This window comes from Mesorhizobium sp. P160927 (assembly GCF_057766385.1).
Genome location: NZ_JBYMDW010000001.1, coordinates 2,292,415 through 2,316,739 on the forward strand (window position 1 = coordinate 2,292,415; position 24,325 = coordinate 2,316,739).

General features: G+C 60.2%; 20 protein-coding genes and 4 pseudogenes. 17 read left to right on the forward strand and 7 right to left on the reverse strand.

Annotated features, from left to right (window positions below; translation table 11 throughout):
* Positions 1–64: 64 nt before the first annotated feature.
* Both AC3CB8_RS11145 and AC3CB8_RS11150 read left to right on the forward strand, forming a co-directional pair.
* A complete protein-coding gene (locus AC3CB8_RS11145; protein WP_352726730.1) occupies positions 65–1,480 on the forward strand; it encodes a mannose-1-phosphate guanylyltransferase/mannose-6-phosphate isomerase in 1,416 nt (471 codons plus the stop codon).
* A 223-nt stretch (positions 1,481–1,703) separates the two neighbouring features.
* A pseudogene (locus AC3CB8_RS11150) lies at positions 1,704–2,096 on the forward strand (IS30 family transposase); the annotation flags it as partial.
* Between the two features lie 180 nt (positions 2,097–2,276).
* Here AC3CB8_RS11150 and hxsA read toward each other — a convergent pair.
* The 7 genes from hxsA to AC3CB8_RS11185 form a co-directional block, all read right to left on the reverse strand.
* The gene (gene hxsA / locus AC3CB8_RS11155; protein ID WP_352726712.1) at positions 2,277–2,801 is read right to left on the reverse strand and encodes a His-Xaa-Ser repeat protein HxsA; all 525 of its coding nucleotides are present in this window, start codon (positions 2,799–2,801) and stop codon (positions 2,277–2,279) included.
* Positions 2,798–3,898: a His-Xaa-Ser system radical SAM maturase HxsC gene (gene hxsC / locus AC3CB8_RS11160; RefSeq protein WP_352550375.1), complete on the reverse strand. Its 1,101-nt coding sequence runs from the start codon at positions 3,896–3,898 to the stop codon at positions 2,798–2,800. The genes hxsA and hxsC overlap by 4 nt, the downstream gene beginning before the upstream one ends.
* Positions 3,895–5,304 carry a His-Xaa-Ser system radical SAM maturase HxsB gene (gene hxsB, locus AC3CB8_RS11165; protein ID WP_352550374.1) on the reverse strand — a complete coding sequence of 470 codons (1,410 nt, stop codon included), beginning with the start codon at positions 5,302–5,304 and terminating at the stop codon, positions 3,895–3,897. The genes hxsC and hxsB overlap by 4 nt, the downstream gene beginning before the upstream one ends.
* Positions 5,301–5,594 (reverse strand): hypothetical protein, encoded by a 294-nt coding sequence (locus AC3CB8_RS11170; protein WP_352550373.1) that lies wholly within the window; start codon positions 5,592–5,594, stop codon positions 5,301–5,303. Before AC3CB8_RS11170 ends, hxsB begins: the two co-directional genes overlap by 4 nt.
* Positions 5,595–5,721: 127 nt before the next feature.
* Positions 5,722–6,474, reverse strand: a complete 753-nt coding sequence (locus AC3CB8_RS11175) for a thermonuclease family protein (RefSeq protein ID WP_352550372.1) — start codon at positions 6,472–6,474, stop codon at positions 5,722–5,724.
* Positions 6,475–6,646: 172 nt separating this feature from the next.
* Entirely contained in the window at positions 6,647–7,846 is a 1,200-nt protein-coding gene (locus tag AC3CB8_RS11180; protein WP_352676615.1) for a PAN domain-containing protein, read from the reverse strand.
* Positions 7,818–9,395, reverse strand: coding sequence for a coiled-coil domain-containing protein (locus AC3CB8_RS11185; protein ID WP_352550370.1), 1,578 nt, complete (start codon positions 9,393–9,395; stop codon positions 7,818–7,820). The genes AC3CB8_RS11180 and AC3CB8_RS11185 overlap by 29 nt, the downstream gene beginning before the upstream one ends.
* Before the next feature lie 1,219 nt (positions 9,396–10,614).
* Between AC3CB8_RS11185 and AC3CB8_RS11190 the strand changes: the two genes are divergently transcribed.
* The 15 genes and pseudogenes from AC3CB8_RS11190 to AC3CB8_RS11260 all read left to right on the forward strand — a co-directional run.
* Positions 10,615–12,645 carry a conjugal transfer protein TraG gene (locus AC3CB8_RS11190; protein WP_352550363.1) on the forward strand — a complete coding sequence of 677 codons (2,031 nt, stop codon included), beginning with the start codon at positions 10,615–10,617 and terminating at the stop codon, positions 12,643–12,645.
* Positions 12,646–12,764: 119 nt separating this feature from the next.
* Positions 12,765–13,178 carry a hypothetical protein gene (locus AC3CB8_RS11195; RefSeq protein ID WP_023753798.1) on the forward strand — a complete coding sequence of 138 codons (414 nt, stop codon included), beginning with the start codon at positions 12,765–12,767 and terminating at the stop codon, positions 13,176–13,178.
* Complete coding sequence (gene trbB / locus AC3CB8_RS11200; protein WP_023753799.1) at positions 13,175–14,143, forward strand: P-type conjugative transfer ATPase TrbB; 969 nt, start codon at positions 13,175–13,177, stop codon at positions 14,141–14,143. Before AC3CB8_RS11195 ends, trbB begins: the two co-directional genes overlap by 4 nt.
* 11 nt (positions 14,144–14,154) lie before the next feature.
* Positions 14,155–14,463, forward strand: a complete 309-nt coding sequence (locus AC3CB8_RS11205; RefSeq protein WP_023753800.1) for a TrbC/VirB2 family type IV secretion system protein — start codon at positions 14,155–14,157, stop codon at positions 14,461–14,463.
* Complete coding sequence (locus AC3CB8_RS11210; RefSeq protein WP_023796439.1) at positions 14,463–14,735, forward strand: VirB3 family type IV secretion system protein; 273 nt, start codon at positions 14,463–14,465, stop codon at positions 14,733–14,735. The genes AC3CB8_RS11205 and AC3CB8_RS11210 overlap by 1 nt, the downstream gene beginning before the upstream one ends.
* A complete protein-coding gene (trbE, locus tag AC3CB8_RS11215) occupies positions 14,729–17,179 on the forward strand; it encodes a conjugal transfer protein TrbE (RefSeq protein ID WP_352550362.1) in 2,451 nt (816 codons plus the stop codon). The genes AC3CB8_RS11210 and trbE overlap by 7 nt, the downstream gene beginning before the upstream one ends.
* Positions 17,176–17,901, forward strand: a complete 726-nt coding sequence (trbJ, locus tag AC3CB8_RS11220) for a P-type conjugative transfer protein TrbJ (RefSeq protein ID WP_023697876.1) — start codon at positions 17,176–17,178, stop codon at positions 17,899–17,901. The genes trbE and trbJ overlap by 4 nt, the downstream gene beginning before the upstream one ends.
* A gap of 36 nt (positions 17,902–17,937) precedes the next feature.
* Entirely contained in the window at positions 17,938–19,260 is a 1,323-nt protein-coding gene (gene trbL / locus AC3CB8_RS11225) for a P-type conjugative transfer protein TrbL (protein WP_023796437.1), read from the forward strand.
* On the forward strand, positions 19,261–19,992 hold the full coding sequence (gene trbF, locus AC3CB8_RS11230; RefSeq protein ID WP_352676604.1) for a conjugal transfer protein TrbF: 732 nt from the start codon (positions 19,261–19,263) through the stop codon (positions 19,990–19,992). It abuts the gene before it with no gap.
* A complete protein-coding gene (gene trbG, locus AC3CB8_RS11235; RefSeq protein WP_023776469.1) occupies positions 19,982–21,010 on the forward strand; it encodes a P-type conjugative transfer protein TrbG in 1,029 nt (342 codons plus the stop codon). The genes trbF and trbG overlap by 11 nt, the downstream gene beginning before the upstream one ends.
* A 10-nt stretch (positions 21,011–21,020) precedes the next feature.
* A complete protein-coding gene (locus AC3CB8_RS11240; RefSeq protein WP_352688653.1) occupies positions 21,021–22,238 on the forward strand; it encodes a TraB/TrbI/VirB10 family type IV secretion system protein in 1,218 nt (405 codons plus the stop codon).
* Between the two features lie 13 nt (positions 22,239–22,251).
* Positions 22,252–22,530, forward strand: a complete 279-nt coding sequence (locus AC3CB8_RS11245; protein ID WP_023669268.1) for a DUF2274 domain-containing protein — start codon at positions 22,252–22,254, stop codon at positions 22,528–22,530.
* Positions 22,531–22,724: 194 nt separating this feature from the next.
* Positions 22,725–22,980: pseudogene (locus AC3CB8_RS11250) on the forward strand (transposase); the annotation flags it as partial.
* 230 nt (positions 22,981–23,210) lie between these two features.
* Positions 23,211–23,636 (forward strand): annotated as a pseudogene (locus AC3CB8_RS11255) (IS110 family transposase); the annotation flags it as partial.
* Positions 23,636–24,028, forward strand: a pseudogene (locus AC3CB8_RS11260) (DDE-type integrase/transposase/recombinase); the annotation flags it as partial. The pseudogenes AC3CB8_RS11255 and AC3CB8_RS11260, both read left to right, overlap by 1 nt.
* Between the last annotated feature and the right edge of the window lie 297 nt (positions 24,029–24,325).

Genomic DNA, 24,325 nt, shown 5'->3' on the forward strand with positions numbered 1-24,325 from the left:
GATCGTGACGCTGACGCTCGAAACAACGCGGGCGATCACTCCAGAGACGAGATTGAGGTTGGTTATGAAAGTCATTCCCGTGATCATCAGCGGCGGAGCCGGATCGCGGCTATGGCCCGCCTCAAGGCAATCGCACCCCAAACCTTTCCTCAAAGTAGCGGATGGATATTCTCTCATTCAGCACACTGTGCTGCGCGTCGCTTCGATAGAAGGTGTCGTGGAACTCGTCGCTGTGACATCCGGGGAACACCTCTTCCTGACCAAGGACGAATTTGACGAACTGGATTCCGTGGTCCTGCCACGCACCTTTCTGCTCGAGCCCGAACCTCGGGATACGGCCGCCGCCGTGGCTGCAGCCGCGATCCATGCGAGGGCAACGCAAGGCCCTGACGCGATCCTGTGCGTCTTCCCGGCCGATCACCTGATTGGCAACCTGCCTGCGTTTCTAGACGTCATGGGCCTGGCCATGGAACATGCGAAGCTCGGGCGGATCGCCACATTGGGCATCACCCCAACCAGACCGGACATAGCATTCGGCTACATCGAAGCAGATGGTGAGAACGTCGTCCGTTTCGTTGAAAAACCGGATCTGGATACAGCCAAAGCCTATGTCGCGTCTCAACGCTTCTTCTGGAACGCCGGCATCTTCTGCTTCAGTGCGCAAACCATGCTCGACGAGATGGCTTTGCATTGTCCCGAGGTGCTCCAGGCCGTCGCCGACAGCTACGAGAACGGCCGCGCCAGTCAATGCCAAGGCTTTGCCAAAATCGAACTCGCGCCTGAGCATTTCGGTTCCGCGCCGCGAATCTCGCTCGACCACGCTGTCATGGAGAAGACTAACAGACTTGCCGTGATTCCCTGCGACATGGATTGGAACGACATCGGATCTTGGAACGCAATGGCCGATTTGATCGCCCCCGACGAAAGCGGGAACAGGATACGCGGCGATGTGCACATGGTCGACACGACCGGCACCTATGTGAGCTCCGACAAGCGCGTCATCGGCACGGTGGGCGTAAGCGATCTGGTGATCGTGGATTCCCCGGACGCTTTGCTTGTCACATCCCGCGACCGCGTTCAGGACGTTAAGAAGCTCTTCGAGGGCCTCAAGGCTTCGGGACATGAAGCTCATCTGGTCCATAGCACGGTACACCGGCCCTGGGGTACCTATACGGTTCTGGAGGAAGGCGAGCGCTTCAAGATCAAACGCATCGAGGTGAAGCCCGGTCGCCAGTTGAGCCTGCAGATGCACTATCATCGTTCGGAGCACTGGGTCGTGGTCAGCGGCTCCGCCAAAATCGTCAATGGCGAGCAGGAGTTGTTCCTGGGGACAAACGAATCTACTTACATCCCCTGCGGCCATAAGCATCGGCTCGAAAACCCAGGCAGAATTGACCTGGTTATCATTGAAGTGCAGAGCGGCGATTATCTCGCCGAGGATGATATCGTTCGCTTCGACGACGAATATGGTCGAACGTAGATAACAGTACAAAAAACGTTAACGGCGAGCCGTCGCTCAAGCATCTCTGTCGTGGGTGCTGGGCCTGACATTGGCAAGCAGCGGGCCGAGCGTGTCATAGTATCCGCCCCGCACTGTCATCAGGCACTCGATCGTGGTCGAAAACATCGGTGAGCGCTTGACAGCGCGCCGTCCGCGGTAACGAAAACTTCAGATCTTTCTTAGGCGGACCCATTGCTCAGCTGTTCAACGGCACAGCCGGTTCACGATGCTTGTGAAGTTGGCGAGAAGGGACTCGGCGACCGTGGTGGCCGCTCTCGCGCAGAAGATCGGCTCATTGCCCGAGGAGTTGCGGCGCTCGTTGACCTGGGACCAAGGCAAGGAGATGGCTCGTCACAAGAGCTTCACCGTCGCAACCGATCTACAGGTCTACTTCTGCGATCCGCGCAGTCCCTGGCAGCGCGGCAGCAACGAGAACACCAACGGCCTGCTCAGACAGTACTTCCCAAGAACCACCAACCTATCCCTCGTCTCGCAGGATCAACTCGACGCCGTCGCTCGGAAGCTTAATCAGCGACCTCGAAAAACCCTGGACTTCGAGACCCCGGCCGATAGGTTGCAGAGGGTGTTGCGATGACAAGTTGAACTCACCGCCCAATCTCGGCCGTTCCTGGCGAAGTGCGGCTTTCCTGAAAGCGGGCATCGCTCAACCTGCGCCAGAAGGGACAAGTTGGGAGGGGCTCTGCTGGTCACTTTCGAGCATACGCGTCGCGACGCTGCGGGAGTTCCACGCCAGAACGCAGCGCTCGGAAAGTCCTCAGTTGGCCACGATCCCTAACGCAGTCAACGTTTCCGGGGTGATCGTACCTGTGACCTTGAGATTATAGTCCGACTGCAATCTCAATAGGCCGGCCCTCATTTCGGGGCTCATCGTTCCGTTCAACTCCCCATTGTAGTAGCCGAACGCAAGCATGGCGAATTGAACCTGGAAAACGATCTCTTTGAACCTGTCGGTATTTCCAGGAAGCGTCGCAAGAGGAGCCGGCGTCGGCGTCGCTACGGGCGGTTGATAGGCAGGCGCGGGTGCCTGATAGACGGGTGCTGAATCTGCCGGCGGAGGATAGTAAGTGCCTCCGGATGAAGATCGGTGGCTGCTGTGCGAGCTATGGCTGCTGTGCGAGCTATGGCCTGCTAACGTGTATTTGTGATCCAGTTTGAAGATATCAAAAAGCGATTTTGTCTTGCCGCCATCACCAGTTGGCGCGAGCGGCATTGCGACGCTTTCGATCGGTATAAACCCAGCAGCGATCAAGGATGGGATCGCGAAGAACCGCTTTTTCATGCGACACCAAACCTTCCATATCCGTGCACTTTCGGATGCCATTCGAAGAAGCCGCCGCACTCGTTGCGAAGACTGCAATCGACGCAATCCTCAACATAAGCCCGTTTCCAATCCGAAATCGTGGATGGTGCGAATGCGCGATAGTCAGCAGGGACGGTGCACAGCGGGAAATTGTAGAGTTTGGTGTCGATGCCACGGCTGATCGATAAGTCCAGCGCCTTGCTCACCAAGTCGAAGCCCAGGGAACTATCGAAGAACAGAGAATCCCAGTCCTTGCGGGCATAGCCGATATTTTCGAGCTGCATGATTGCCCATTTGTCGATGAATGGCAGGGCAACCGTCACGAACCTGGCCAGGTCCAACAGGCCGGGTGCGTTGGGCTTCATGAGTACGGTTCGCAACTCGATTTTTGCCCCAGCCTCGCAAAGGATGGAAAGGTTGTTCCTGACCTGATCGAAGGCGCCAGGCTTGCCGACGACATGATCGTGGATCGCGCTGTCGCCGGAGTAAACGGGTATCCCCCAAAGTACGCGACTTAAATCCAAATCACGGAGCCTGGCGAGATCATCGCGTTTAAAATGCTGCGCGTTGGTCAGGAGGTGAAAGTTGATGTCACGCCGCTGCTCCATCGTCTTTCGCAAGAATTCGAACAGCTCCGATTTGAAAAGCGTCGGCTCTCCGCCTGACAGGCCAATCGTTGAATTCTGCGGCGCCAGAAGCACGGCCGTCTCGAGAAACGGAAACATGTCGACGTGCTGCTTTTTCGGCGGCTGCGAGCACATCACGCATAGTTGGTCGCAGCGTTCGGTTATCAAAAGCGTGTTGTGGCGAGAGTTCGCCCGAATTAGCCGATATGCCGCTTTCCGAAATGGCACGACAAACACAACATCACCGTCCACCTCGGATGGGTCGATCCCGAACAAGTGAAGGCTGCCTGCCGCCCCCGTGAAGACCGACTTTTCACCGTCTGCGGTCTCCAATGTTGCGTCCAGGGAGCTGACGTCGGCCAGTGGCTCAGCCGTTCCTTCGCACGACCGCAGCCGAACCACATATGGGTCGACAGCGTCAGTCTCGATCTTGAGGCGGAGCGGGATCATGTATGCACCGGGATCATGTGATCCCCCCAAGATGGCACACGGGCCCATTTCGCAACCGAGCGAACCGCGGCTTTGTCCCGCCGACTGATAACCTCTACAACCTTGTCGAAAAGGTGCATGTGTCGTTGGCAGAACCAGGTATCGGTGCGGACCAAGTCAATTCGCCCGTCCCTTGACAGATCGTCGACAACGTCTGTCCCGCAGAAGGGCTGATAGACGCAGTGAATGCAGTCGGGGTCGAAGTTGTTCATCGAGGCATGGTTGAGCAACTGGATCTTGGCGCGGTCGATGCCGGCCGTCACTGTGCCGATCGACAGGTCGACGCGCCCTATGCGCGAAAGCATCCTTGCTTCGTCCGTCGGGTAAAGCTGCCCGTCGTGATCAATGACTATGTAGTCCGAAGCGAAGAAGTTGGGATTGCGGAGGTCGACATGATCGTCAGCCCCCGATCTGAGAAATCTCCTCAGGCACTGGCTGAAATAATATTCCTCGATGTAACGACCAGTGCGGTGGTTGCGATCAATCAGGTAGTCGATGAAGCTGGAATGCAGCGTATTCCACTTTTCTATCGAATGCGGGTCGCTTCTTCGGCGGCGCGCAAACCCTTGGTGATTTATCGGCCTGAGATAGATCGATTGCATACCATAGCGCTCGAAATTGCCGACGAGCTCCTCGAAATTGGGCGACGCATCAACGTCGATCGTCGGAAGCGCGGATACCTTACCCGGTCCAAGACGACGCACGGCGTCGGCGAGGTTTTTGAAGAACGTATCGGTTGTCGGATCGTCATGGGTGCGCTGACGCTGATGGGTATCTCGATCGCCGTCGAGCGACGTGCTGACGAAAGTATCGGCTTGTTCAACGAAGGCCCATTCTCGATCGCCCAGGCGTTGGAGATTTGTGCAGACCACAAACTGGCTGCCCGGAAACCTCGCCCGGGTGAATGACCGTATCCGTTCAAGTAGATCAACGCGCAGCAGAGGTTCACCGCCTTGAAACTCGACTTTAATCCGTGGCCCCTTCATCGCTCCGATAAAGCTCAGGGAAGCGTTCAGCGTCTCATCGCTCCAGTCGAAACCGCGTGCTGTTTCCGGCGCTCGGGAAACCTGACAATAGCCGCACGTCAGATTGCAGCGCAGCGTCGGCACGAGGATAACGTACGAAAGTTCCTGCTGCTTGGATTGGCGTCGAGCCCATCGGTAGGCAAATGCCGTCCAGTCGGGGTCGCCTTCTCGTTCGAACGAATGCCCATTTTCACGGAGAAAAGTCTGATCGGCCGACGATAGGGTGTTGCCGATATATCGTTCGAGAAATGACTGAGCGCTGAGGAAGAACCCGCCGGCATCGTCGGTTAGGAGAAATTCGCCGTCGCCGCGCTGACGAAACTTGAGTGGCCATACGGTCATTTCGCAGTCACCGCTTCGATCAAGGCTTGCCGAAGCGGCAGTGTCTCAACGTAGATCTTCTCTCGGTAAACGGCATGGAGCACGCTTTTGCGCACGTCGTCCAAATCACTCGAAGAGATGCAAGCCACGTCGATCCCATCAGCCGACACGACAAAGCGAAGGGATGGATATTGAGCTTGGACACGAACTAATGCGCCATCCACAAAACTGCGAAAGTTCTGCGGAATCCCGATTGTAAACTGCTCTGCGCCGTGCAGCCCCACTTGGCCGAAAATCTCCACCCAAGCCATTATACTTCAAATTCAGAGTTTGAATATCGAAGGATGGCTTTATTCAAAAAACATATGCCGGGGGCGGCCGTAGGCTCAATGATGCCCAAACTCTCGTGTGCTCTTCGTCGGCGAACCTACACATATCTCAGCATAGGCTCTCGCACGGAATGCCATCCTTGTCGCGGTCGAGCTTGCCGCCCCAGGGGCAGTTGGCCAAATACCAGTTCGCTTCATCGCAGGAGCTGATCTGCGAGCAGGTTCGGCGCGGCTGGCAGGAATAGCTCTGCGCGACCTGAGGGCGGCTGATGATGCCGAGCGGCTGACGGCTGGATGGCTTAACGCCCTCGGCATGCTCTGCGCGCCAATCCCAGGGCGCTTGAAACGCGCCAACCCACACGCCAACCTTCGCCGCCTCGGCCTTCGCCTGCTGCTCCGCAAAGGCCCCGTGGCTGTATTTGGGCCAATCCAGGGCTAGGCCATTCTCGACCAGCCAGCCGGCCACGCTCTTGCCGTCCGCGCGGTGGCAGTCGCCTACATAGCGGCCGTACCTGTCCCACGAAACGAACGTGCAATGCGTGGGCCTGGAGAGTGTGAGGAACGTATCAAGGGCAGCAGCAGATTTGGTGCCGCACTGATATCGAAAGCCCTTGCCGTCGTCGCACTGCTGGGCGGATTCAGGCGCATCGATACCATTAAAGCGGATGCGTTGTCCGTGGATCTCGATCGTATCGCCATCGATGACGGAAGCTACCCCGGCGATAGGCGCCGGCGAACGTTCAATCCAATGAGACAGGTTGAGGTCGGCGGCGCCTTCACTGTGCTGCACGACGAACTGCGTCGCGTAGGCGGCCATCGCCGCCACCGTCACGAATACGAGGCGTTTCGGAATGCCGGCCAATAGGCGTGCACGCCGTCGTTGCGCGCCTCTCCGTTTGCGCCATTGGTCGGACCGATTATCGTATCGGTATTTGTCCACACCCTCACTCCCCAAGAGGTAGCTGCTACCCCGCCCGCACAAGCCAAAGAGCTGCGCCTGCGCGCAGGCTGTGGTCGCCCAAGCTCGATGATCATCAATTCCCAGCAGCCTTGCTCCCCGAAGCCACCCCCTTGAACAAGGAAAGCGAGTTTACCTGATCCAGCAGCGAACACATCTTGTTCGGGGCGTCGAAATTGAAGCCCAAGCACTTCTGATCCGCGGCACATGCCATGACACAATCGGCATATGCGCTAGGGACGTTCGAATAGGAGTCACCCACCACAACGGTGTTCTTATAGAAAACGAGACTGGAGTATTGGAGCTTACCCGCAACCGCCTGCTTCGCGGCCATTGTGGCATCTGGATCCTTCACCAAAACCGCCGCGTCACCCTTCATGAAACATGCAGAATGCTTTTTGTCATATGTGATAGCTGCGCAACGATTGTCGTCCTCGCATTGCGTTTGACATTGGTCGAATGATACGTTCCACAGAGGCATACTCGGAAGGTCGAAACCCATCGCGTCCCAGCCATCCTGGGCAACGAGTTTATTCGCCATCTCGGCTCGGCCAGCGGGAGCCTCATAGTCACCAGCGCTGAAGGTGCCTTTGTCGAGCCATACGCATTTCGATCCAAGCTCCAGAGCGGATGCGTCATTCAGGCCGATGGATGCGAGAGTCATCGCGGGAGAAACCGGCGCTTGAGGCTTCGCCGTTGGAGAGGCTCGGTTCACCAGGTCCACGTTGACGTCGACGCCATTGACGAGCCGGCGTGTGTAGCACCAGGCACGGTCCCAAGTCGTATCGTGTTCGTCATTGAAATGATGGCCAGAAACCAAGGACCAATGCGAACCCTGCCAGTCGATTTCTCGAGTGAGGAACTTGTTGAAATCCGCAGTTACGACGTCAGGCGGTTTTGGAGGGGTCGGGGTTGTCGTCTCCGGTTTGGGAGTCACTTCGGGGGCAGGCGCTTCCGTGCGCTCCGTCTTACTGTCCTGGGGTACTGTCTCCGTTGTTGGTATCCTGTCGTCGCGTTTTTCGGTTTGCGTCGTGTCTATGACAGGTGGAAGTCTGTGGTCTCGTCCGAAGAACAGCGCCGCCCCGTAACCCATACCAACAGCGGCGACAGCGATCGCACCGCCCGTCATCATCCTCCTGAAGGCGTTTGCTCGGGCTATCTTGTCATGCGCCGCGGCCTCAGCCTGCAGCGTCGGGATGGCCGCCTGTTTGACGACCAGATCGACAGCTCGCTCAAGGAGCGCCGTGTTATGCCGGATCAGCACGTTTGCGACCACCCTTTGCAGACACCTTGACGAGATCGGCGACCTCGGCCGGCAAATCCTCGTTCAGCGCCTTTCGAAGAGCATCCGGATCGTCGGTCAAAACCGGCACATAGAAGATTTCTTTCACGACCTTTTCGACAGGAACCTCAACCCGTTTCTCGACCTCCCTGTCGACAACCACTTCAAAAGGGACCTTGACGGTGCGAACTCGGCGCCAGCGCCATCTTATTAGCATCCGTCTAATCAGTCTCGACAGTCGGCTCTCGGAGCGGTCTTCGGCCTGTGCTGCTATTCTCTGTAAGCCGAGCGCCACCATGGCAGTGATCGGACCAGCCAATCCGGCAATTACGGCGAGCGAGCCGAACCAGATTGCCGCAACCTTTCCTGCTTGAGCCTCGCTTACTTCTTCCGGCTTTTCGCCATACCAGCGAGCCGCGATGCGTCTGATCTGGTCTGTGCGAGCAAGCGGGATGCGCTTTTTTTCGAGTCCATTCAACTGGGTCGCTATTTCGTCGCGCCGCGCCTGATTTGCAGCCAATACCTTGTCCTGGGAGGCCTCCGCTGATTGGGCGGAAGCCAACGTACTCCGCGCCTGATTGAGACGCTGCTCCCAATCGGCGGAGGTGGCGTCCACTGACTTTTCGAGGTCACTTCGGCGGTTCTGAAGCACCTGTTTCTGGTCGGTAGTCATCTCAGGGCTTTCAGACCTAAGGCGGTCGAACTCTGTTCGGGCCGCCGCGATCTCTTGATCTATGGCGAGGATTTGCGCTTCGTATTTCGCCTCCATCTTGGCGCGAGGATTGGCAAGTTTTCCGATTTCGTCTTCCCAGTGCTTCACGGACGCAGCGTCGCCGGCTTCTCGCGCGTCTTTGATCCGCTGGACAAAACTGTCCCTTTGCCCTTCAAACTCCCCCACAGCCTGCTTAACTTTGCCGTCGCGCTCGGCGACCAAGTCCGCTCGCCTCTGCTCGCTCTCGTGGACTTGTTCCCGTGCTCTGGCCGCCTGGGGCGTCAATACGGTGGCAGCCTGGAGTTCGGTGTCGACGTCGGTGATACGGTCCTGGATTTCCTTACGAGCCTTGTCGGCAAGCGCACTCACCTCTTCCAGATCCGCTCTTGCCTTCGCGACCTGATCAGTCTGCTGAGCTGCCTGATCCGAGGCAGCCAGCTTCGCGCTCTCTCTGTTGAGCGAGTCGATCCCATCGGCCAGCTCCTCATATTGCAGTTCACGAAGGGTGCCGGCGCGCTCCAAGCCCAGCAAGACCGTCTCAAAAGTGATACCGGCCAGAAGCAGGAGAAACACCAGGATAAAAGGCTTCCAGACCCAGGAGGCGCTGTACAAGAGGGTCGCGATCGGAATCTTCGTAAGCTCTGCGATCGAGACGATGAAGAACGGCGCGCTGGCCAGAATGAGGTCCATCGCAGTCGCAGATTGACTTGCTTCGAAGGCCTGGACGCCCAATACAAGGCCGGTGGCAAGGCCAATGATTGAAGCGATGATCTCCAGTGCCCACGCGCCACGGTATGTCCACTGGCCATAGCTGGCCAGCTTCTGGCTCATACTTGCGTACATCAGGCTCCCGCCTCCCCTATATCCCCAGGGCACCTTGCCACTCAGCACAGGCCTTTGCATCAAAAATTGCCGTCCGCTTGGCTAATCTCCTTGATTTCGAGAAACATCGTTACTTTCACGCCCTGATATCGATAGAGATGTGCGAGACGACGGGCGTGAATTTAATTGCCCTTAGCGGTTGAGCAGCCTTGCGGCGAGAACAAGTGTCAACGCCCCCGGCAATCCACTCGAAATGCGCCGACGACGCACCGGACAAAAAAGCTTTGGCGAGGCGCTGGCATCTCGTCGATAGTTTCGGCTACCAGGATCGGGCGGGCGCTGTCCTCGACGAGGCGGAACGTAGCAATGGTGCTGTCCAGACCGCCTGAGAACAGAGAAACGAGATCACCGGCAACAAGGTTTATCCGACTTTGATGCTGCCGGATGGTCGTATCGTTGCAACTCTCAGAGGCCTTGAGCGAAAGTCGCGTAAACGAATCGATCGCGGTGATCGGGCTTCGACCTCAGAAATAGGGCACGCAGTCCAACAAGGCGGCCGGAAACCTGCGAGCCATCCAGATCCTGCTTTGAGATCGGATCAGAAACGGCGCCACTTCCAGAGTGGAGCCGTGAATGCACTTGATCTCGGACGCTGAGTTCAGCTGCGTCATTCCCGGAAGGAGACGGGGGCTTGGGCAAACCCAATCATAGCATTGAACAGCAAATCAAATTTGTATGATGTAGACCACTACAACGCTACTCTGGAGCGTATCGTGTTCGCTTGCTTTGGGCATTCGTGGGCTTGTGGTCGAATGAGCCTAGGCACATTGTACCTGCCAGCTACCTACGACGGTGGCGTCGGGTTCACGAAATGGTAAATCGTGCCTGGGGCAGGCCCAGAGAAGCGGCTACTCCTCAAAATCGACGTGCAGACTGCTGATCAATGAAATCGCGGCCATACTGTACGATTTCTTGGCTTTCAGTTTAGCATCGAAGGCGCCGTTTTAAGGCTCCTTACAGCTTTTGCTGGCCGAAACCAGTCGGTCCGCTCCCGGCCCATACAAGTCATTCGCTCGTCGCCCTTCGCGATGACACTTCTTGGCGCCCCAGTCTTCCAAGCCTGCAACGTTCACTGCATCGCACGGGCGCGTATATTGGGTATCTTCGATATTCTGAAACGTCACGTCATGCTGCTTCCATCTACTACCAAACAGTGGAGGCTGTGCCCGTGACACCGACGAAGCTCCTTGTCGGCCAGATCGTAGTTGTGTTCGCCATCGTCATCGTTGGCGTATGGGCGGCAACGCAATGGTGCGCCCACATGCTGGACTATCAGCCGCAGCTTGGCGCGCCATGGTTTGCCGCGGCGGCCCGGCCGATCTACAAGCCGTGGAAACTGTTCGAATGGTGGTTTCACTTCGACGCCTATGCGCCTGAGGTCTTCGACAAGGCCGGCATGCTTGCCGGAGCCAGCGGATTCTTGGGGTGTGCGGCCGCAATAGCTGGCTCCCTCTGGCGCGCGCGGCAGAGGGGGTTGGTCACCACCTACGGTTCCTCACGATGGGCCGCGGCTCGGGAAATCGAGAAGGCAGGCCTGTTTGAGCCGGCCGGCGTTTTCCTTGGCAAACTGAAGGATCACTATCTGCGACATGACGGGCCGGAACATGTCATGGCCTTTGCGCCGACACGTTCGGGCAAGGGCGTGGGATTGGTCGTTCCAACGCTTCTTTCCTGGACCGGCTCGGCCGTCATTCACGACATCAAAGGCGAGAACTGGCAGCTGACTTCCGGCTGGCGGTCGAAGTTCTCTTTCTGCCTCCTGTTCAATCCGACCGACTCGAGAACGGCGCGCTATAACCCGCTGCTGGAAGTGCGCAGGGGTTCAGATGAGGTCCGCGACGTTCAGAACATCGCGGACATTCTCGTCGATCCGGAAGGCGCGCTGGAGCGGCGGAATCATTGGGAGAAGACTAGTCATTCACTCTTGGTCGGGGCCATCTTGCACGTGCTCTACGCGGAAGAACAAAAGACGCTCGCGCGCGTCGCCACTTTCCTGTCGGATCCGCAACGCTCGTTTACCGCGACACTGCTGCGGATGATGACCACCAACCACCTCGGCACGGCGGACACACCTCGGGTCCATCCCGTCGTGGCCTCGGCGGCTCGCGAGGTGCTGAACAAGTCAGAGAACGAGCGTTCTGGCGTTCTCTCGACCGCAATGTCGTTTCTCGGGCTCTATCGTGATCCGACGGTTGCCTCGGCAACATCGGCCTGCGACTGGCGCATTGCCGACCTCATGGATGCGGAACGACCGATGTCGCTCTATCTAGTGGTGCCGCCATCGGATATTTCGCGCACCAAGCCACTGGTGCGACTGGTGCTCAATCAGATCGGCAGGCGACTGACGGAGCGGCTGGAAGGTGACCCGAAGAAAAGCCGCAAGTACCAACTGCTCATGATGCTAGACGAATTTCCGGCTCTTGGTCGCCTCGACTTCTTCGAGACCGCGCTCGCCTTCATGGCGGGTTACGGCATCCGCGCCTATCTGATCGCGCAATCCTTGAACCAGATCTCCAAAGCCTATGGCGAGAACAACGCCATTCTCGACAATTGCCATGTGCGCATTGCCTTTTCCTCCAACGACGAGCGCACGGCCAAACGCATATCGGATGCGCTCGGTACGGCGACGGAACTCAGGTCCATGCGCAACTACGCCGGCCACCGGCTGGCTCCCTGGCTTTCGCACGTCATGGTCAGTCGCCAGGAGACTGCTCGCCCGCTGCTGACGCCTGGCGAAGTGATGCAGTTGCCGCAAGCTGACGAATTAATCCTTGTTTCCGGGTTGCCGCCGATCCGCGCCCAGAAGTTGCGCTATTACCAGGATCCGAATTTCACCGAACGGGTGCTGCCAGCGCCGGTGCTGCGGGACGGTCTTTACGCGGATTGTCCTGCGTCGCGCCCGGACGGTTGGAGCGGACAGGTCCGCAGTGTTGACCGCCGTCTCGCTGCCGATGCCGAAACCGCCAGCGCGGCAATCGAAGAAGAGGGCGGCGTGCAACAGCAGCGTCATCCAGGCCTGCCTGAAGAACACGTCGTCGTCTCTCAGGAGCCAGATCAAGACGACCTCTTCAATCTGGCGGACGATGACGCCGAGGCACTCGCCGACAAGCGCGTCATGGACCGGGTTTCCACCGCGTCTAGCGCCTACGGTATCAACGAGGGAAGGGGCGACGACAAGGACATCATCCCCGGCTTCTAAGCGCTTCCGCAGCTCAGGCGTATCTCGGCGTAGATAACGCCCATAAGCGATTTTGCGGATCTCGACGATGTTCGTTGCCGCCGCCGGCGCATCAGCGCCGGCCAGTCGGAACGAGCCCCATGAAGCCCCATCGCATTCGCCACCAGTTTCTGCTCGAACCCGCGTTAAGCGCGAAGCTGGAAACCCTCAGTCGCAACCCGTCGACCACAAAATCGGCGATCGTCGCGAAAGCGGTCGAGGCCTTCATCGAGCGGCGTGGCGAGAACGAACTCGACCAGCGCTACGGCAGGCGGCTCGACCGTCATTCCCGCGACCTCGACCATATCCGAACCGATGTCGAGGTGATCCTGGAGAGCCTGGCGCTCTTCATACGCTTTTCGATTACGCTTCATGCCCACACGCCGGTCCCGGATCGGGCGACACAGGCGATTGCCCAAGAGCGCTTTGACAAATTCGTCGAGCAGGTCGGTCGCCAGATCGCCTCCGGGAAGCGCTTGCTTGGCAACGGCAATGGCAATGGAGGCGAAGGATGAGCTCTCATCCCGCAGCCGACCACCGCCGCCGCGCCATGCTGCGCACAGCCATGGGCCCCGCGATCACCGAGGCCCTTGCCGATCCGACCGTCATCGAGGTGATGGTCAACCCCGATGGCGCGCTGCGGCTCGACCGGTTGGGAGAAGGCCGGGTCGATACCGGCGTGCATATGCATCCTTCCGAGGCCGAACGCATCGTCCGCCTCGTTGCCTCTCACGTGCGCGCCGAGGCGCATGCGGACAACCCAATCGTCAGTGCCGAGCTACCCTCAGGCGAGCGTTTCGAGGGCCTGTTACCGCCAATCGTCTTGGCGCCATGCTTTGCCATCCGCAAGCCGGCAGCAAAACTCTACACGCTGGCCAACTATGTCGCCGATCGCATCATCCTCCCGCTGCAGGCCGATGCGCTGAGGAAGGCGGTCCGTGAGCGGCGTAACATCCTGGTCGCCGGCGGCACGTCGTCGGGCAAGACCACGCTTGCGAATGCGCTGTTGGCAGAAGTCGCCGAATGCGATGAGCGGGTGATCCTAATTGAGGACACCCGCGAGCTTCAATGCGCAGCCGAGGACTGTGTTGCCTTGAGGACGAGGCGGGGGTCGGTCACGCTTGGTGATCTCGTGCGCTCGACACTGCGGCTTAGACCCGACCGCATCATCGTCGGCGAAGTGCGGGGCGCGGAAGCCCTCGACATGCTGAAGGCATGGAACACCGGACATCCCGGCGGCATTGCCACGGTTCACGCCAATTCGGCACGCTCCGCACTCTATCGTATTGAGCAGCTCGCCCAGGAAGCCGTTGTCACCGTTCCCCGCCGGCTGATCGCCGATGCCGTCGACTTGGTCATCTTTATTGCCGGAAGAGGGCCCGCGCGCCGCGTTGACGCGATCGCCGAGGTCACGGGTCTCGACGGCAGCGGCGATTACGCCGTCACCCCGCTCACCCTTCCGCAACTCCAGCAGCTTTGAAAGGTCGTCTCATGCCCAGGAAAATTCGCTTTCTCTCGTCCGCCGCCGTCGCGCTTCTTCTCACGGCCCAGGCTCACGCTGCCGGCTCCGGCATGCCCTGGGAACAGCCGCTTCAGCAGATCCTGGAATCGGTGCAGGGGCCGGTGGCCAAGATCGTTGCCGTGATCATCATCATAACCACTGGCCTCACCCTTGCCTTCGGCGACACGGCCGGCGGTTTCCGCCGGCTCATCCAGATCGTCTTTGGCCTGTCGATCGCCTTCGCGGCTTCGAGCTTCTTTCTCTCCTTCTTCTCCTTTGGTGGCGGGGCGCTCGTCTGATGGCCGTCGGAGAGCAGCATATCGAAGGATTGGAGGTGCCCGTCTACCGGGCTCTGACTCAGCCGATCCTGCTCGGCGGTGCGCCGCGGGCGCTGGCGATCCTCAACGGCACGGTGGCGGCCGCAGTCGGCCTTGGCCTGCAGCAGTGGATTAGCGGTCTGGTGGTTTGGGTGGCCGGACACACGCTCGCGGTTTTTGCCGCACGGCGCGACCCGGACTTTGCCAGCGTGCTTGTCCGCCATCTTCGCCAGAAGGGCTGGCTCGAATGTTGAATATTTCTGAATACCGCGGCAAAGCCGACCGGCTTGCCGACCATCTTCCCTGGGCAGCACTGGTTGCGCCTGGGATCGTCCTCAACAAGGACGGCAGCTTTCAGCGGACGTTGCGGTTTCGTGGCCCCGACCTTGAAAGCGCGACGGAAGCTGAGCTCATCGGCGTTTGCGCCCGGGCAAACAATGCGCTGAGGAGGCTGGACTCTGGCTGGGCGCTGTTCTTCGAGGCCGAGCGCGTTGTAGCGCTGGGCTATCCGAGCTCGATGTTTCCCGACGCCGCCTCTTGGCTCGTGGACGAGGAACGGCGCGGCGCCTTCGAGGGCAAGGTCGCGCATTTCGAGAGCGTCTATCATCTGACCTTGGTCTTCATGCCGCCACCGGATGGCCAGGCGCGCGCGGAAAGTGCTCTCGTCGACTCGCATGACTTGGGAGGGGAAAGAGACTGGCGCCAGGAGCTTGCCCGGTTCCGAGACGAGACTGACCGCGTTCTCGATCTTCTTTCGGCATTCGTGCCCGAGGTGCGCGCGCTCGACGATGCCGAGACCCTGACGTACCTGCACGGCACGATCTCGACCCGCCGTCATCCGGTCGCCGTGCCGGAAACCCCAATGTATCTTGACGCTGTCCTTGTCGATGAGCCGCTCACAGGCGGCTTGGAGCCGATGCTAGGCGAGCAGCATCTGCGCACGCTCACCGTTCTCGGCTTTCCCAACCTCACCCGGCCAGGGATTCTCGATGCGCTCAATCACCAAGATTTCGCCTATCGGTGGATGACGCGCTTCATTCCTCTCGACAAGCCGGAAGCCACGAAGACGCTGACTCGGCTCCGCCGGCAGTGGTTTGCCAAGCGCAAATCGATCGCGGCTATCCTGCGCGAGGTGGTGACCAACGAACCGGTGCCTCTCGTCGACAGCGACGCCGACAACAAGGCGCTCGATGCCGATGCAGCACTGCAGGCATTGGGCGGCGATCATGTCGGCTTCGGCTATCTCACCACAACGGTGACGGTGTGGGATCAGAACCGTGAAGCCGCCGCGGAAAAGCTTCGCGCCGTCGAGCGGATCGTCAACGGGCTCGGCTTCACCACCATTCGCGAAAGCATCAATGCCGTCGAAGCGTGGCTTGGTTCATTGCCGGGTCATGTCTACGCCAACGTTCGCCAGCCGCTCGTTCACACGCTTAACCTTGCCCATCTCATGCCGCTGTCATCCGTGTGGGCAGGTCCCGCGGAGAACGAGCATCTTGCTGAGGTCACCGGCGATCACGCTCCGCCGCTTCTTTTCGCCGAAACCAGCGGGTCGACGCCGTTTCGGCTTTCGACCCATATCGGCGATGTCGGCCACATGCTGATTGTCGGGCCGACCGGTGCCGGCAAGTCGGTGCTGCTTGCCCTGATCGCCTTGCAGTTCCGACGCTACGCTGGCGCGCAAATCTATGTCTTCGACAAAGGCAATTCGGCCCGCGTCGCCACGCTTGCCATGGGCGGCGACCACCATCCGCTGGGTGCGGATGGTGCGCTTGCCTTTCAGCCGCTACGCAACATCGACGACCAGGCAACCCGTGGCTGGGCAGCCGAATGGATCGCCGGCCTCATTGCCCACGAGAATGTCACCGTCACCCCGGAGGTGAAGGAGGCAATCTGGTCGGCGCTCACCAGCCTCGCCACCGCGCCGGCGCAGGAACGCACGCTGACTGGCCTGTCGGTCTTGCTTCAGTCCAATGCGCTCAAATCGGCGTTGATGCCCTACACGCTCGACGGTCCATTCGGCCGGCTGCTCGATGCCGATGACGACCGGCTGGCCATCTCGGGTGTGCAGTGTTTCGAGACCCAGGAGCTGATGGACAGCCAAGGGGCTGTGCTGCCTGTGCTCACTTATCTGTTCCATCGTCTTGAGGACCGGTTTGACGGGCGGCCGACGCTGCTCATGCTCGACGAGGCCTGGGTCTATCTCGACAACCCGCTCTTTGCCGCCCGCATCCGCGAATGGCTGAAGGTGCTGCGTAAGAAAAACGTCTCCGTCATCTTCGCGACGCAGTCGCTTGCCGACATCGCCGGCTCTTCTATCGCACCCGCAATCATCGAGAGCTGCCCGCAGCGCATTTTTCTCCCCAATGATCGTGCGGTGGAGCCGCAGGCACGGGCAGCCTATGAGCGCTTCGGTCTTAATGAGCGACAGATCGAATTGGTCGCCCGCGCCACGCCGAAGCGCCACTACTATCTGCAGTCGCGCCGCGGCAATCGCCTCTTCGAACTCGGGCTAGGCCCGATCGCTCTTGCGCTTTGCGGCGCCTCCGACCCGGCCGCGCAGACCCTGATCGACAATGTTCTTTCCGAAGAAGGGCAGGGCAGCTTTGCCGCCCGTTTCTTCAGTGCGCGCGGCCTGGATTGGGCTGCCGAGCTTCTCCAGCAATTTCCTCAACCTAACAAGGAGCAATCGTCATGATCGGACGCCGCCTTTTTACTAGCCTGGTGACCGTTTCCCTGATCGCCAAACCGATGGCTGACTACGTCCAGCCGGCCTATGCGCTCATCGTGTTTGACCCGTCCAACTATACGCAGAATGTGCTGTCGGCAGCACGCGCATTGGAGCAGATCAACAACCAAATCCAGTCGCTTCAGAACCAGGCGACCATGCTGCAGAACATGGCGCGCAACCTTCAGCGCCTGGATTTCTCTTCCGTGGGCCAGCTTACCGGCTCGCTCCAACGGATTGACGGTCTGATGACCCAGGCGAGCGGCCTGAGCTTCGATCTCGACAAGCTGCAGGACCAGTGGCGCCGGCAATATCCGGAAAGCTACGACGCCACCATCAAGGTCAGCGATGTGGCGAGCGCCGCGCGCGAGCGCTGGCAGAGCGCCATGCAGGCGTTCCGCCAGACCATGAGCGCGCAGTCGCAGATCGTCGAGAACGTGCAGGCCGATGGTGACCTGCTTACCGATCTCGTCAATCGCAGTCAGGGCGCGGCAGGTGCCCTCGAGGCAAGCCAGGCCACCAATCAGCTGATCGCGCTTTCGACCAAGCAGCAGATGCAGATCCAGACGCTGCTTGCGACCCAGTTCCGGGCCGAGGCCGAGGATGCGGCGCGCAAGGCGCAGTCCGAGGAAGCCGCTCGCGAGACGACGAAGCGTTTCCTGGGCACCGGCACGGCTTATCCCGGCAACTGATCGGCAGTTCTTCAAGACAACGAGGAAGGCGGCGACATGAACGACCTCGGAGTCATCGATCGCTTCATGGAGACCTTTACCCGCTACATTGACAGTGGGTTCGGTCTGCTTTCGGGCGACGTTGCCTTTCTCACCACCATTCTGATCGGCATTGACATCACGCTCGCGGGCCTGGTCTGGGCGTTCGGCGGCGAACCCAACGTTTTTGGCCGGCTTGTCCGCAAAGTGCTCTATGTCGGCGCCTTCGCCTTCGTCCTGAACAATTTCAAGAACCTCGCCGACATAATTTACCGCTCCTTTGCCGGTCTCGGCATCAACGCATCGGCCGGCAACCTGTCCGCCGACAGTCTCCTGCGGCCAGGCCGCATTGCCGCGGCCGGCTTCGAGGGCGCCTGGCCGCTCCTCAATCAAGCGAGCCAGCTAGTAGGCTTCCCCGAGATCTTCGGTAACGCGCTCACCATCTTCGTGCTGCTTCTGGCCTGGTTCCTGGTCCTCATCGCCTTCTTCATTCTTTCCATCCAGCTCTTCATCACCATCCTCGAGTTCAAGCTCACCACGCTGGCCGGCTTCGTCCTGGTGCCCTTCGCGCTCTGGAACCGCTCGGCGTTTCTGGCCGAGCGCGTGCTCGGCAATGTGATTTCGTCGGGCATCAAGGTGATGGTGCTTGCCGTCATCGTCGGCATCGGCTCCACGCTCTTTGGCGAGTTCGCTTCCGCCCTGCAGGGCCAGGAGCCGGACCTGGCGGCGGCCATGTCTCAGGTACTGGGTGCGCTGGCGCTGCTTGGGCTCGGCATTTTCGGCCCCGGGATTGCCTCGGGTCTTGTTTCCGGCGCGCCGCAGCTTGGCGCCGGCGCGGCACTTGGAACAACGGCGGCCGCAGCTGGATCAACGCTCGTTGCCGGAGGCGCTGCGTTTGCCGGCGCGCGCATGGCAACAGGCGGCGGCCTCGCCGCAGTCCGTGCCGGCGCCGCCATGGGGTCCGCTGCCACCGTCGCTTGGCAGACGGGGCGCGCGACATCGCCCGAGTCCGGGCTGTCCGGGGTAGCTGCTGGGCTGCATGGGGTTGCGAGTGCCGCTAGCGGCGCCGCGATGCGGGGAATGCGATCCGCAGCAGAACCATTCCGCCGTAGTGCCGACGCCGGTCGCGATGCCGGCTGGACCGCGACCGGCGGCATGCCGACCGCGTCAAAGACAGGAACCTCGCCCGCTGCAGCCTCTGACCCCGCGCCGGTCTGGGCAAGGCGTCTGCGTTCCGAACAGACCGCACGCGCCCATCGCAATGCTGCCACGCAGGCGGTGCGCGATGGAGATCGGGGCGGAAGCGGCGCCAATCCCTCCCTCAATGACAAGGAAGACTAGATGCTCTTCAAGCGACCCGTTCAGCGTTATGGAAAGACGCCCGAACCCGTAACACCCTACCAGAAGGCCAGCCAACTCTGGGATGAGCGCATCGGCACGGCGCGCGTCCAGGCCAAGAACTGGCGCTTCATGGCCTTTGGCTGCCTGGCTCTGACGACGGGGCTTTCCGGTGGGCTTCTGTGGCAGTCGATGCAGGGCCGCGTCGTGCCTTATGTCGTCGAGGTCGACCGCTTTGGCGAGGCGCACGCGGTCGCGCCGGCAGTCCAAAAGTACCAGCCCGACGATGCCCAGATCGCCTGGCATCTCAGCCGCTTCATCCAGAATGTCCGTTCGGTTTCCACCGATGCGGTTCTGGTGCGGCAGAATTGGCTGTCGGCCTACGACTTTGCCACCGACCGAGCGGCGCTCTTCCTCAACGAATATGCCAAGGCGAACGACCCTTTCGGCCAAATCGGCACGCGCAGCGTGTCAGTGCAGGTGACCAGCGTGGTCAGGGCTTCCGACAGCTCGTTCCAGGTCAAATGGACCGAGCAGGTGTTCGAGCGCGGCAGCCTCGCCAGCACGACGCGCTGGATCGGGATCCTCACGATCCTCATCCGCCCGCCTAGGACAACCGAGCAGCTGCGCAAGAACCCGCTCGGCGTCTTCATCAACGCCATCGACTGGTCGCGCGAGCTCGACAGCGCCGCGCCAACCCCCGTTTCCCCTAAGGAGCCCGCCAATGACAAATAGAGCCCCATTGCTTCGTGCTGCCTTGATCCTGTCGGCGTCTGCTGCGGTTCTTTCGGCCTGTGCCTCGAAGCCAGTGCCGCCGCCTCAGATTTCCTATGACCACGAGGACTTCAAACCAGCCGCGATCGAGAAGGCGCCGGAGAAGCCGGTCAAGGTCGTGGAAGTGCCGAAACCGTTACCGTTGCCTGGTCAGTTGATGCCCGCACCCGGCAAGCCCGCCCCAGATAAGCGTTCGCCGGAAGAACAGGTCGCCGATGCCAACAAGGCGGCGACGCAACAACCCACCAAGTTTGGCTATGTCAATGCGGTGCAGGTTTACCCCTTTGCCGACGGCGCGCTCTACCAGCTCTACGCCGCGCCGGAGCGCGTCACCGATATCTCATTGCAGCGGGGCGAGAAGCTGACCTCGGTCTCAGCCGGCGATACGGTCCGTTGGGTGATCGGTGACACCGTTAGTGGCTCAGGCGATGACCAGCGCACTCATGTGCTGGTGAAGCCATTCGCGCCGGGGCTTGCCACCAATCTGGTCATCACGACGGACAGGCGATCCTATCACCTGCAGCTTCAAAGCACTGAGAAAACTGCCATGGCGGCGCTCTCCTGGATTTACAGCGAAGACCAACTCGTGGCGCTTCGGCGGCGCAACGCTCAGGCCGAGGCTGAAATGCCCGCGGCCTCGAACGTAGCACTCGAAAACATCCGCTTCCGCTATTCGATCGCCGGCGACACGCCACCATGGAGACCGACGCGCGCCTTTGATGATGGCAGCAGGGTCTATATCGAATTCCCGCGCCGTATAGACCAAGGTGAGGCGCCGCCGCTCTTCATCGTCGGAGCCGACGGGGACAACCAGCTCGTCAACTATCGCATGCGCGGCAACTACTACATCGTCGATCGCCTCTTTGCTGCGGCCGAGCTAAGGCTGGGCACCAAACAGCAGCAGGTGGTGCGCATTACGAGAACCGACGGTCGGAAACCGCCGCGGCGGGTTTCGCTGTTTTCGCGTTTTGGCAGGTGAGGGGAGGCTCATGACCGATACTTCCCATCCGAATGCTCCGCCGAAGCTCAATCCCGAACAGCTGCAGCTGCGAGCCTCGCCCCGCCGAGCGGTGCGGTTCAGGCGCGGCATAATCGTCGCGATCGCTGCTGTTGGTTCCGGCGCTGTTTTTGGCGTCACGATGATGGCGCTGCGGGGACCCGCATTGCGCCTGAAACAGCAGGCCGAAGAGCTCTACAGCACGGACCGCAAGCCGACCGCCGAGGGACTTGAATCGCTGCCCAAGGACTATTCCGGGAGCAAGCCGAAGGCTCCGGTGCTTGGACCGCCGCTGCCCGGGGATCTCGGCCGTCCTATTCTCGAGCACCAGCGCCAGCTTGGCATCGCACCTGGGCAAGACGTTTCCGCCGAGGCGCAGCGGCTTGCACAACAAGCGATTGAGGCGCGCGAGTCGCAAGTCCTCTTCCGCATCGAAAACCGGCCCCAGCAGGCGGAAGCTTTTGGCAATGGGCAGGGCGGACGTTCGCCTTTCGAGACGGCGTCTCCGCAGCCAGATGCCGAAGGCCAGCGAGCTTCCGTCGCGCCGGCCGAGGGCGACCAGAACAATCAACAGCGCAAGCTCGATTTCATCGACCAACGGAACACCGGCGGGATCTACAACCCGCATGCACTGCAGACGCCGGCTTCGCCCTATCAGATCATGGCCGGTAGCGTGATCGCTGCAAGCCTGATCACCGGCATCAATTCCGATCTGCCCGGCCTTGTCGTCGCCCAGATCACCGAGAATGTGCACGACAGCGTCACCGGCAGCATCCTGCTCATCCCGCAGGGCTCACGGCTGATCGGCACCTACGATAGCGTTGTAGCCTTTGGGCAAAGGCGCGCTCTGTTGGTGTGGCAACGCATCGTTATGCCGGACGGCTCCTCTACCGAAATCGACAATCTGCCCGTGACCGACGCGGCCGGCTATGCCGGGCTCGAGGACAAGGTGGATTTCCACACTTGGCAGCTGATCAAGGGCGTCGCGGTGGCCACATTGCTGGGGGTTGGCACGGAGTTGAGCTTTGGGGAAAACGAAAGCGACTTGGTTAAGGCAATTCGTGAATCCACTCAGCAGAACGTCAGTCAAGCCGGCCAACGGATCACTGAAAAGAACCTGAACATCCAACCCACGATCACCGTCCGCGCTGGTTGGCCGTTGCGCGTCATAGTGCACAAGGATCTAGTATTGCGGCCATACACGGGGTGAATAGGAGGACTTCATGGCGAACCTGAAACTCGGAAAACTTCCGGATCGGACACCTTCGAAGATCACCATCACCGTTGGCGCCGCGTTGAGCCAAGCACTCAACGACTATGCCGCTCTTTACCGTCGGACCTATGGCGAGTCCGAAACCGTCGCTGACCTGATCCCCTTTATGCTGGTCGGGTTTCTGGAAGGTGACCGGGCATTTGCCAAGGCCAGAAAGGAAGGTTTGCCGGGCGCCGGCGCGTCGGAGAAACCGCGAAGGCAATCATCTTCCACACCGGACAACGCGTAACGCTTGGTGTCGCACCGCTAGGTTCTTGATGCTGACCGCGTTGCCACCGATCCCAGCAAGCGCTTCGCAAAATTTGATATCAGGCGTTCGCTTTACGCTTGAGATAGGTTTCTTGGCCGGAGCAGCCTTCCTGGCCTGCTGCCGGTTCCATGGACACCGAGTTAAGGTGTTGAAGATGGAACCGGAGTTTTCCCATGGAGAGAAGAAAGTTCAGCCGCGAGTTCAAGCTTGAGGCTGTGAGGCTGGTGAAGGAACGGGGTGTTGCGGTCGCGCAGGCGGCTCGGGATCTGGACCTGCACGAGAATGTGCTGCGCAAAATGGATACGTGATCTGTCGGCCGATCCGCAGCATGCGTTTCCCGGCCACGGCCAAATGAAGCCGGAGCAGCTCGAGATCGACAAGCTGCGACGCGAAGTGGCGAAGCTCAAGGCGGAGCGCGACATCCTAAAAAACGATCACGGGCCTCGGTCCGCCTGTGCGCGGTAGAAACAGGCTGTGCTACGCTAGCCGCCGGAGGGGAGTTGCCGACTGCTTATTGGAGGCGATCGACCCCGTTAAAAAACGTGGCACATGGGTTGTTGCGGACTTGAGAGTGGTGACGCCGCCTCGGCGGTGATCCCGGTTAGGAAAATGACGAACTTGCTCGGCCCAGCCCCTCCCGATCCACAGGAGGAGAAGCCATGTCAAAGACAAGTGCATCCATGCCGCAGAACCTCACCCGCATGAACCCTGGAGCAGCGGCCATCGACATCGGGTCCACGATGCATATGGCTGCGGTAAATCCGGATTGTGCCGATATGCCGATCCGCTCATTCGGCACCTTCACCCACGACTTGCATGATCTGGCTTCCTGGTTCAGATCCTGCGGTGTCACGAGCGTGGCGATGGAGTCGACCGGCGTTTACTGGATACCGGCCTTCGAGATCCTCGAGCAGCACGGCTTCGAGGTGATCCTGGTCAACGCGCGTTATGCAAAGAACGTCCCGGGCCGGAAGACCGACGTTAGCGATGCGGCGTGGCTTCGCCAGTTACATTCCTATGGCCTGCTGCGCGGGAGCTTTCGGCCCAACGCACAGATCGCAACTCTGCGTGCTTATCTGCGCCAGGCGATCGCACCTACGGCGCGCGTCGCGTCTGGCAAGACGCTCTGGCAGAGGGGCTTTCCTGCGGACTGCATCGCATCGAACGGCTGATGCGGGAGAACGGCCTCCGCGCGCGTCCACGCCGGCGCGGACTGCCGAAGGACACCGGCGCGGCGGTGTTGGACAATCTACTCGACCGCGCCTTCGAGGCATCGGCCCCAAACCAGAAGTGGATTCCGGACTTCACCTACATCTGGACCGCCGAAGGATGGCTCTACGTGACCGCCGTCGTTGACCTGTTCTCCGGCCGTGTCGTCGGCTGGGCGATGAGGCCCGAGATGACGGCTCAGCTCGTCACTGACGCTCTCATCATGGCGATCTGGAGGAGAGGCAAGCCGGACAGCCTGCTGCACCACTAGAGCAGGTCAAGGCGCTCCAGGCAATGCGACCGCGCGAACTCCACGGGGAAGCGACGCAATTCCCTGTCTCGATCGCTCGGCTCCAGGCGACCAACGATTATTTCGCGGAGGGGCCACTTCTCATCGATCCACGCGAACCGATCCGGAGCCGGTCGCAAGGGGCATCCAATTGGATGAAACCCACAAAGAGTATGGATATTCCGAATCCGCTGTCACCATCGAGCAAGCCATGTCGTGGGTCTTGAGGAAAAACGTAGCCATGAAGCTCGTCATCTGATTGGCAGGTTCCTGGCT

Excerpts from the sequence above, each read along its gene's own strand:
- AC3CB8_RS11145 (WP_352726730.1), top strand. The coding sequence starts at position 65 with ATGAAAGTCATTCCCGTGATCATCAGCGGCGGAGCCGGATCGCGGCTA.
- hxsA (WP_352726712.1), bottom strand. The coding sequence starts at position 2,801 with ATGAAAAAGCGGTTCTTCGCGATCCCATCCTTGATCGCTGCTGGGTTT.
- hxsC (WP_352550375.1), bottom strand. The coding sequence starts at position 3,898 with ATGATCCCGCTCCGCCTCAAGATCGAGACTGACGCTGTCGACCCATAT.
- hxsB (WP_352550374.1), bottom strand. The coding sequence starts at position 5,304 with ATGACCGTATGGCCACTCAAGTTTCGTCAGCGCGGCGACGGCGAATTT.
- AC3CB8_RS11170 (WP_352550373.1), bottom strand. The coding sequence starts at position 5,594 with ATGGCTTGGGTGGAGATTTTCGGCCAAGTGGGGCTGCACGGCGCAGAG.
- AC3CB8_RS11185 (WP_352550370.1), bottom strand. The coding sequence starts at position 9,395 with ATGAGCCAGAAGCTGGCCAGCTATGGCCAGTGGACATACCGTGGCGCG.
- AC3CB8_RS11195 (WP_023753798.1), top strand. The coding sequence starts at position 12,765 with ATGAAGCCCCATCGCATTCGCCACCAGTTTCTGCTCGAACCCGCGTTA.
- trbB (WP_023753799.1), top strand. The coding sequence starts at position 13,175 with ATGAGCTCTCATCCCGCAGCCGACCACCGCCGCCGCGCCATGCTGCGC.
- AC3CB8_RS11205 (WP_023753800.1), top strand. The coding sequence starts at position 14,155 with ATGCCCAGGAAAATTCGCTTTCTCTCGTCCGCCGCCGTCGCGCTTCTT.
- AC3CB8_RS11210 (WP_023796439.1), top strand. The coding sequence starts at position 14,463 with ATGGCCGTCGGAGAGCAGCATATCGAAGGATTGGAGGTGCCCGTCTAC.
- trbE (WP_352550362.1), top strand. The coding sequence starts at position 14,729 with ATGTTGAATATTTCTGAATACCGCGGCAAAGCCGACCGGCTTGCCGAC.
- trbJ (WP_023697876.1), top strand. The coding sequence starts at position 17,176 with ATGATCGGACGCCGCCTTTTTACTAGCCTGGTGACCGTTTCCCTGATC.
- trbL (WP_023796437.1), top strand. The coding sequence starts at position 17,938 with ATGAACGACCTCGGAGTCATCGATCGCTTCATGGAGACCTTTACCCGC.
- trbF (WP_352676604.1), top strand. The coding sequence starts at position 19,261 with ATGCTCTTCAAGCGACCCGTTCAGCGTTATGGAAAGACGCCCGAACCC.
- trbG (WP_023776469.1), top strand. The coding sequence starts at position 19,982 with ATGACAAATAGAGCCCCATTGCTTCGTGCTGCCTTGATCCTGTCGGCG.
- AC3CB8_RS11240 (WP_352688653.1), top strand. The coding sequence starts at position 21,021 with ATGACCGATACTTCCCATCCGAATGCTCCGCCGAAGCTCAATCCCGAA.
- AC3CB8_RS11245 (WP_023669268.1), top strand. The coding sequence starts at position 22,252 with ATGGCGAACCTGAAACTCGGAAAACTTCCGGATCGGACACCTTCGAAG.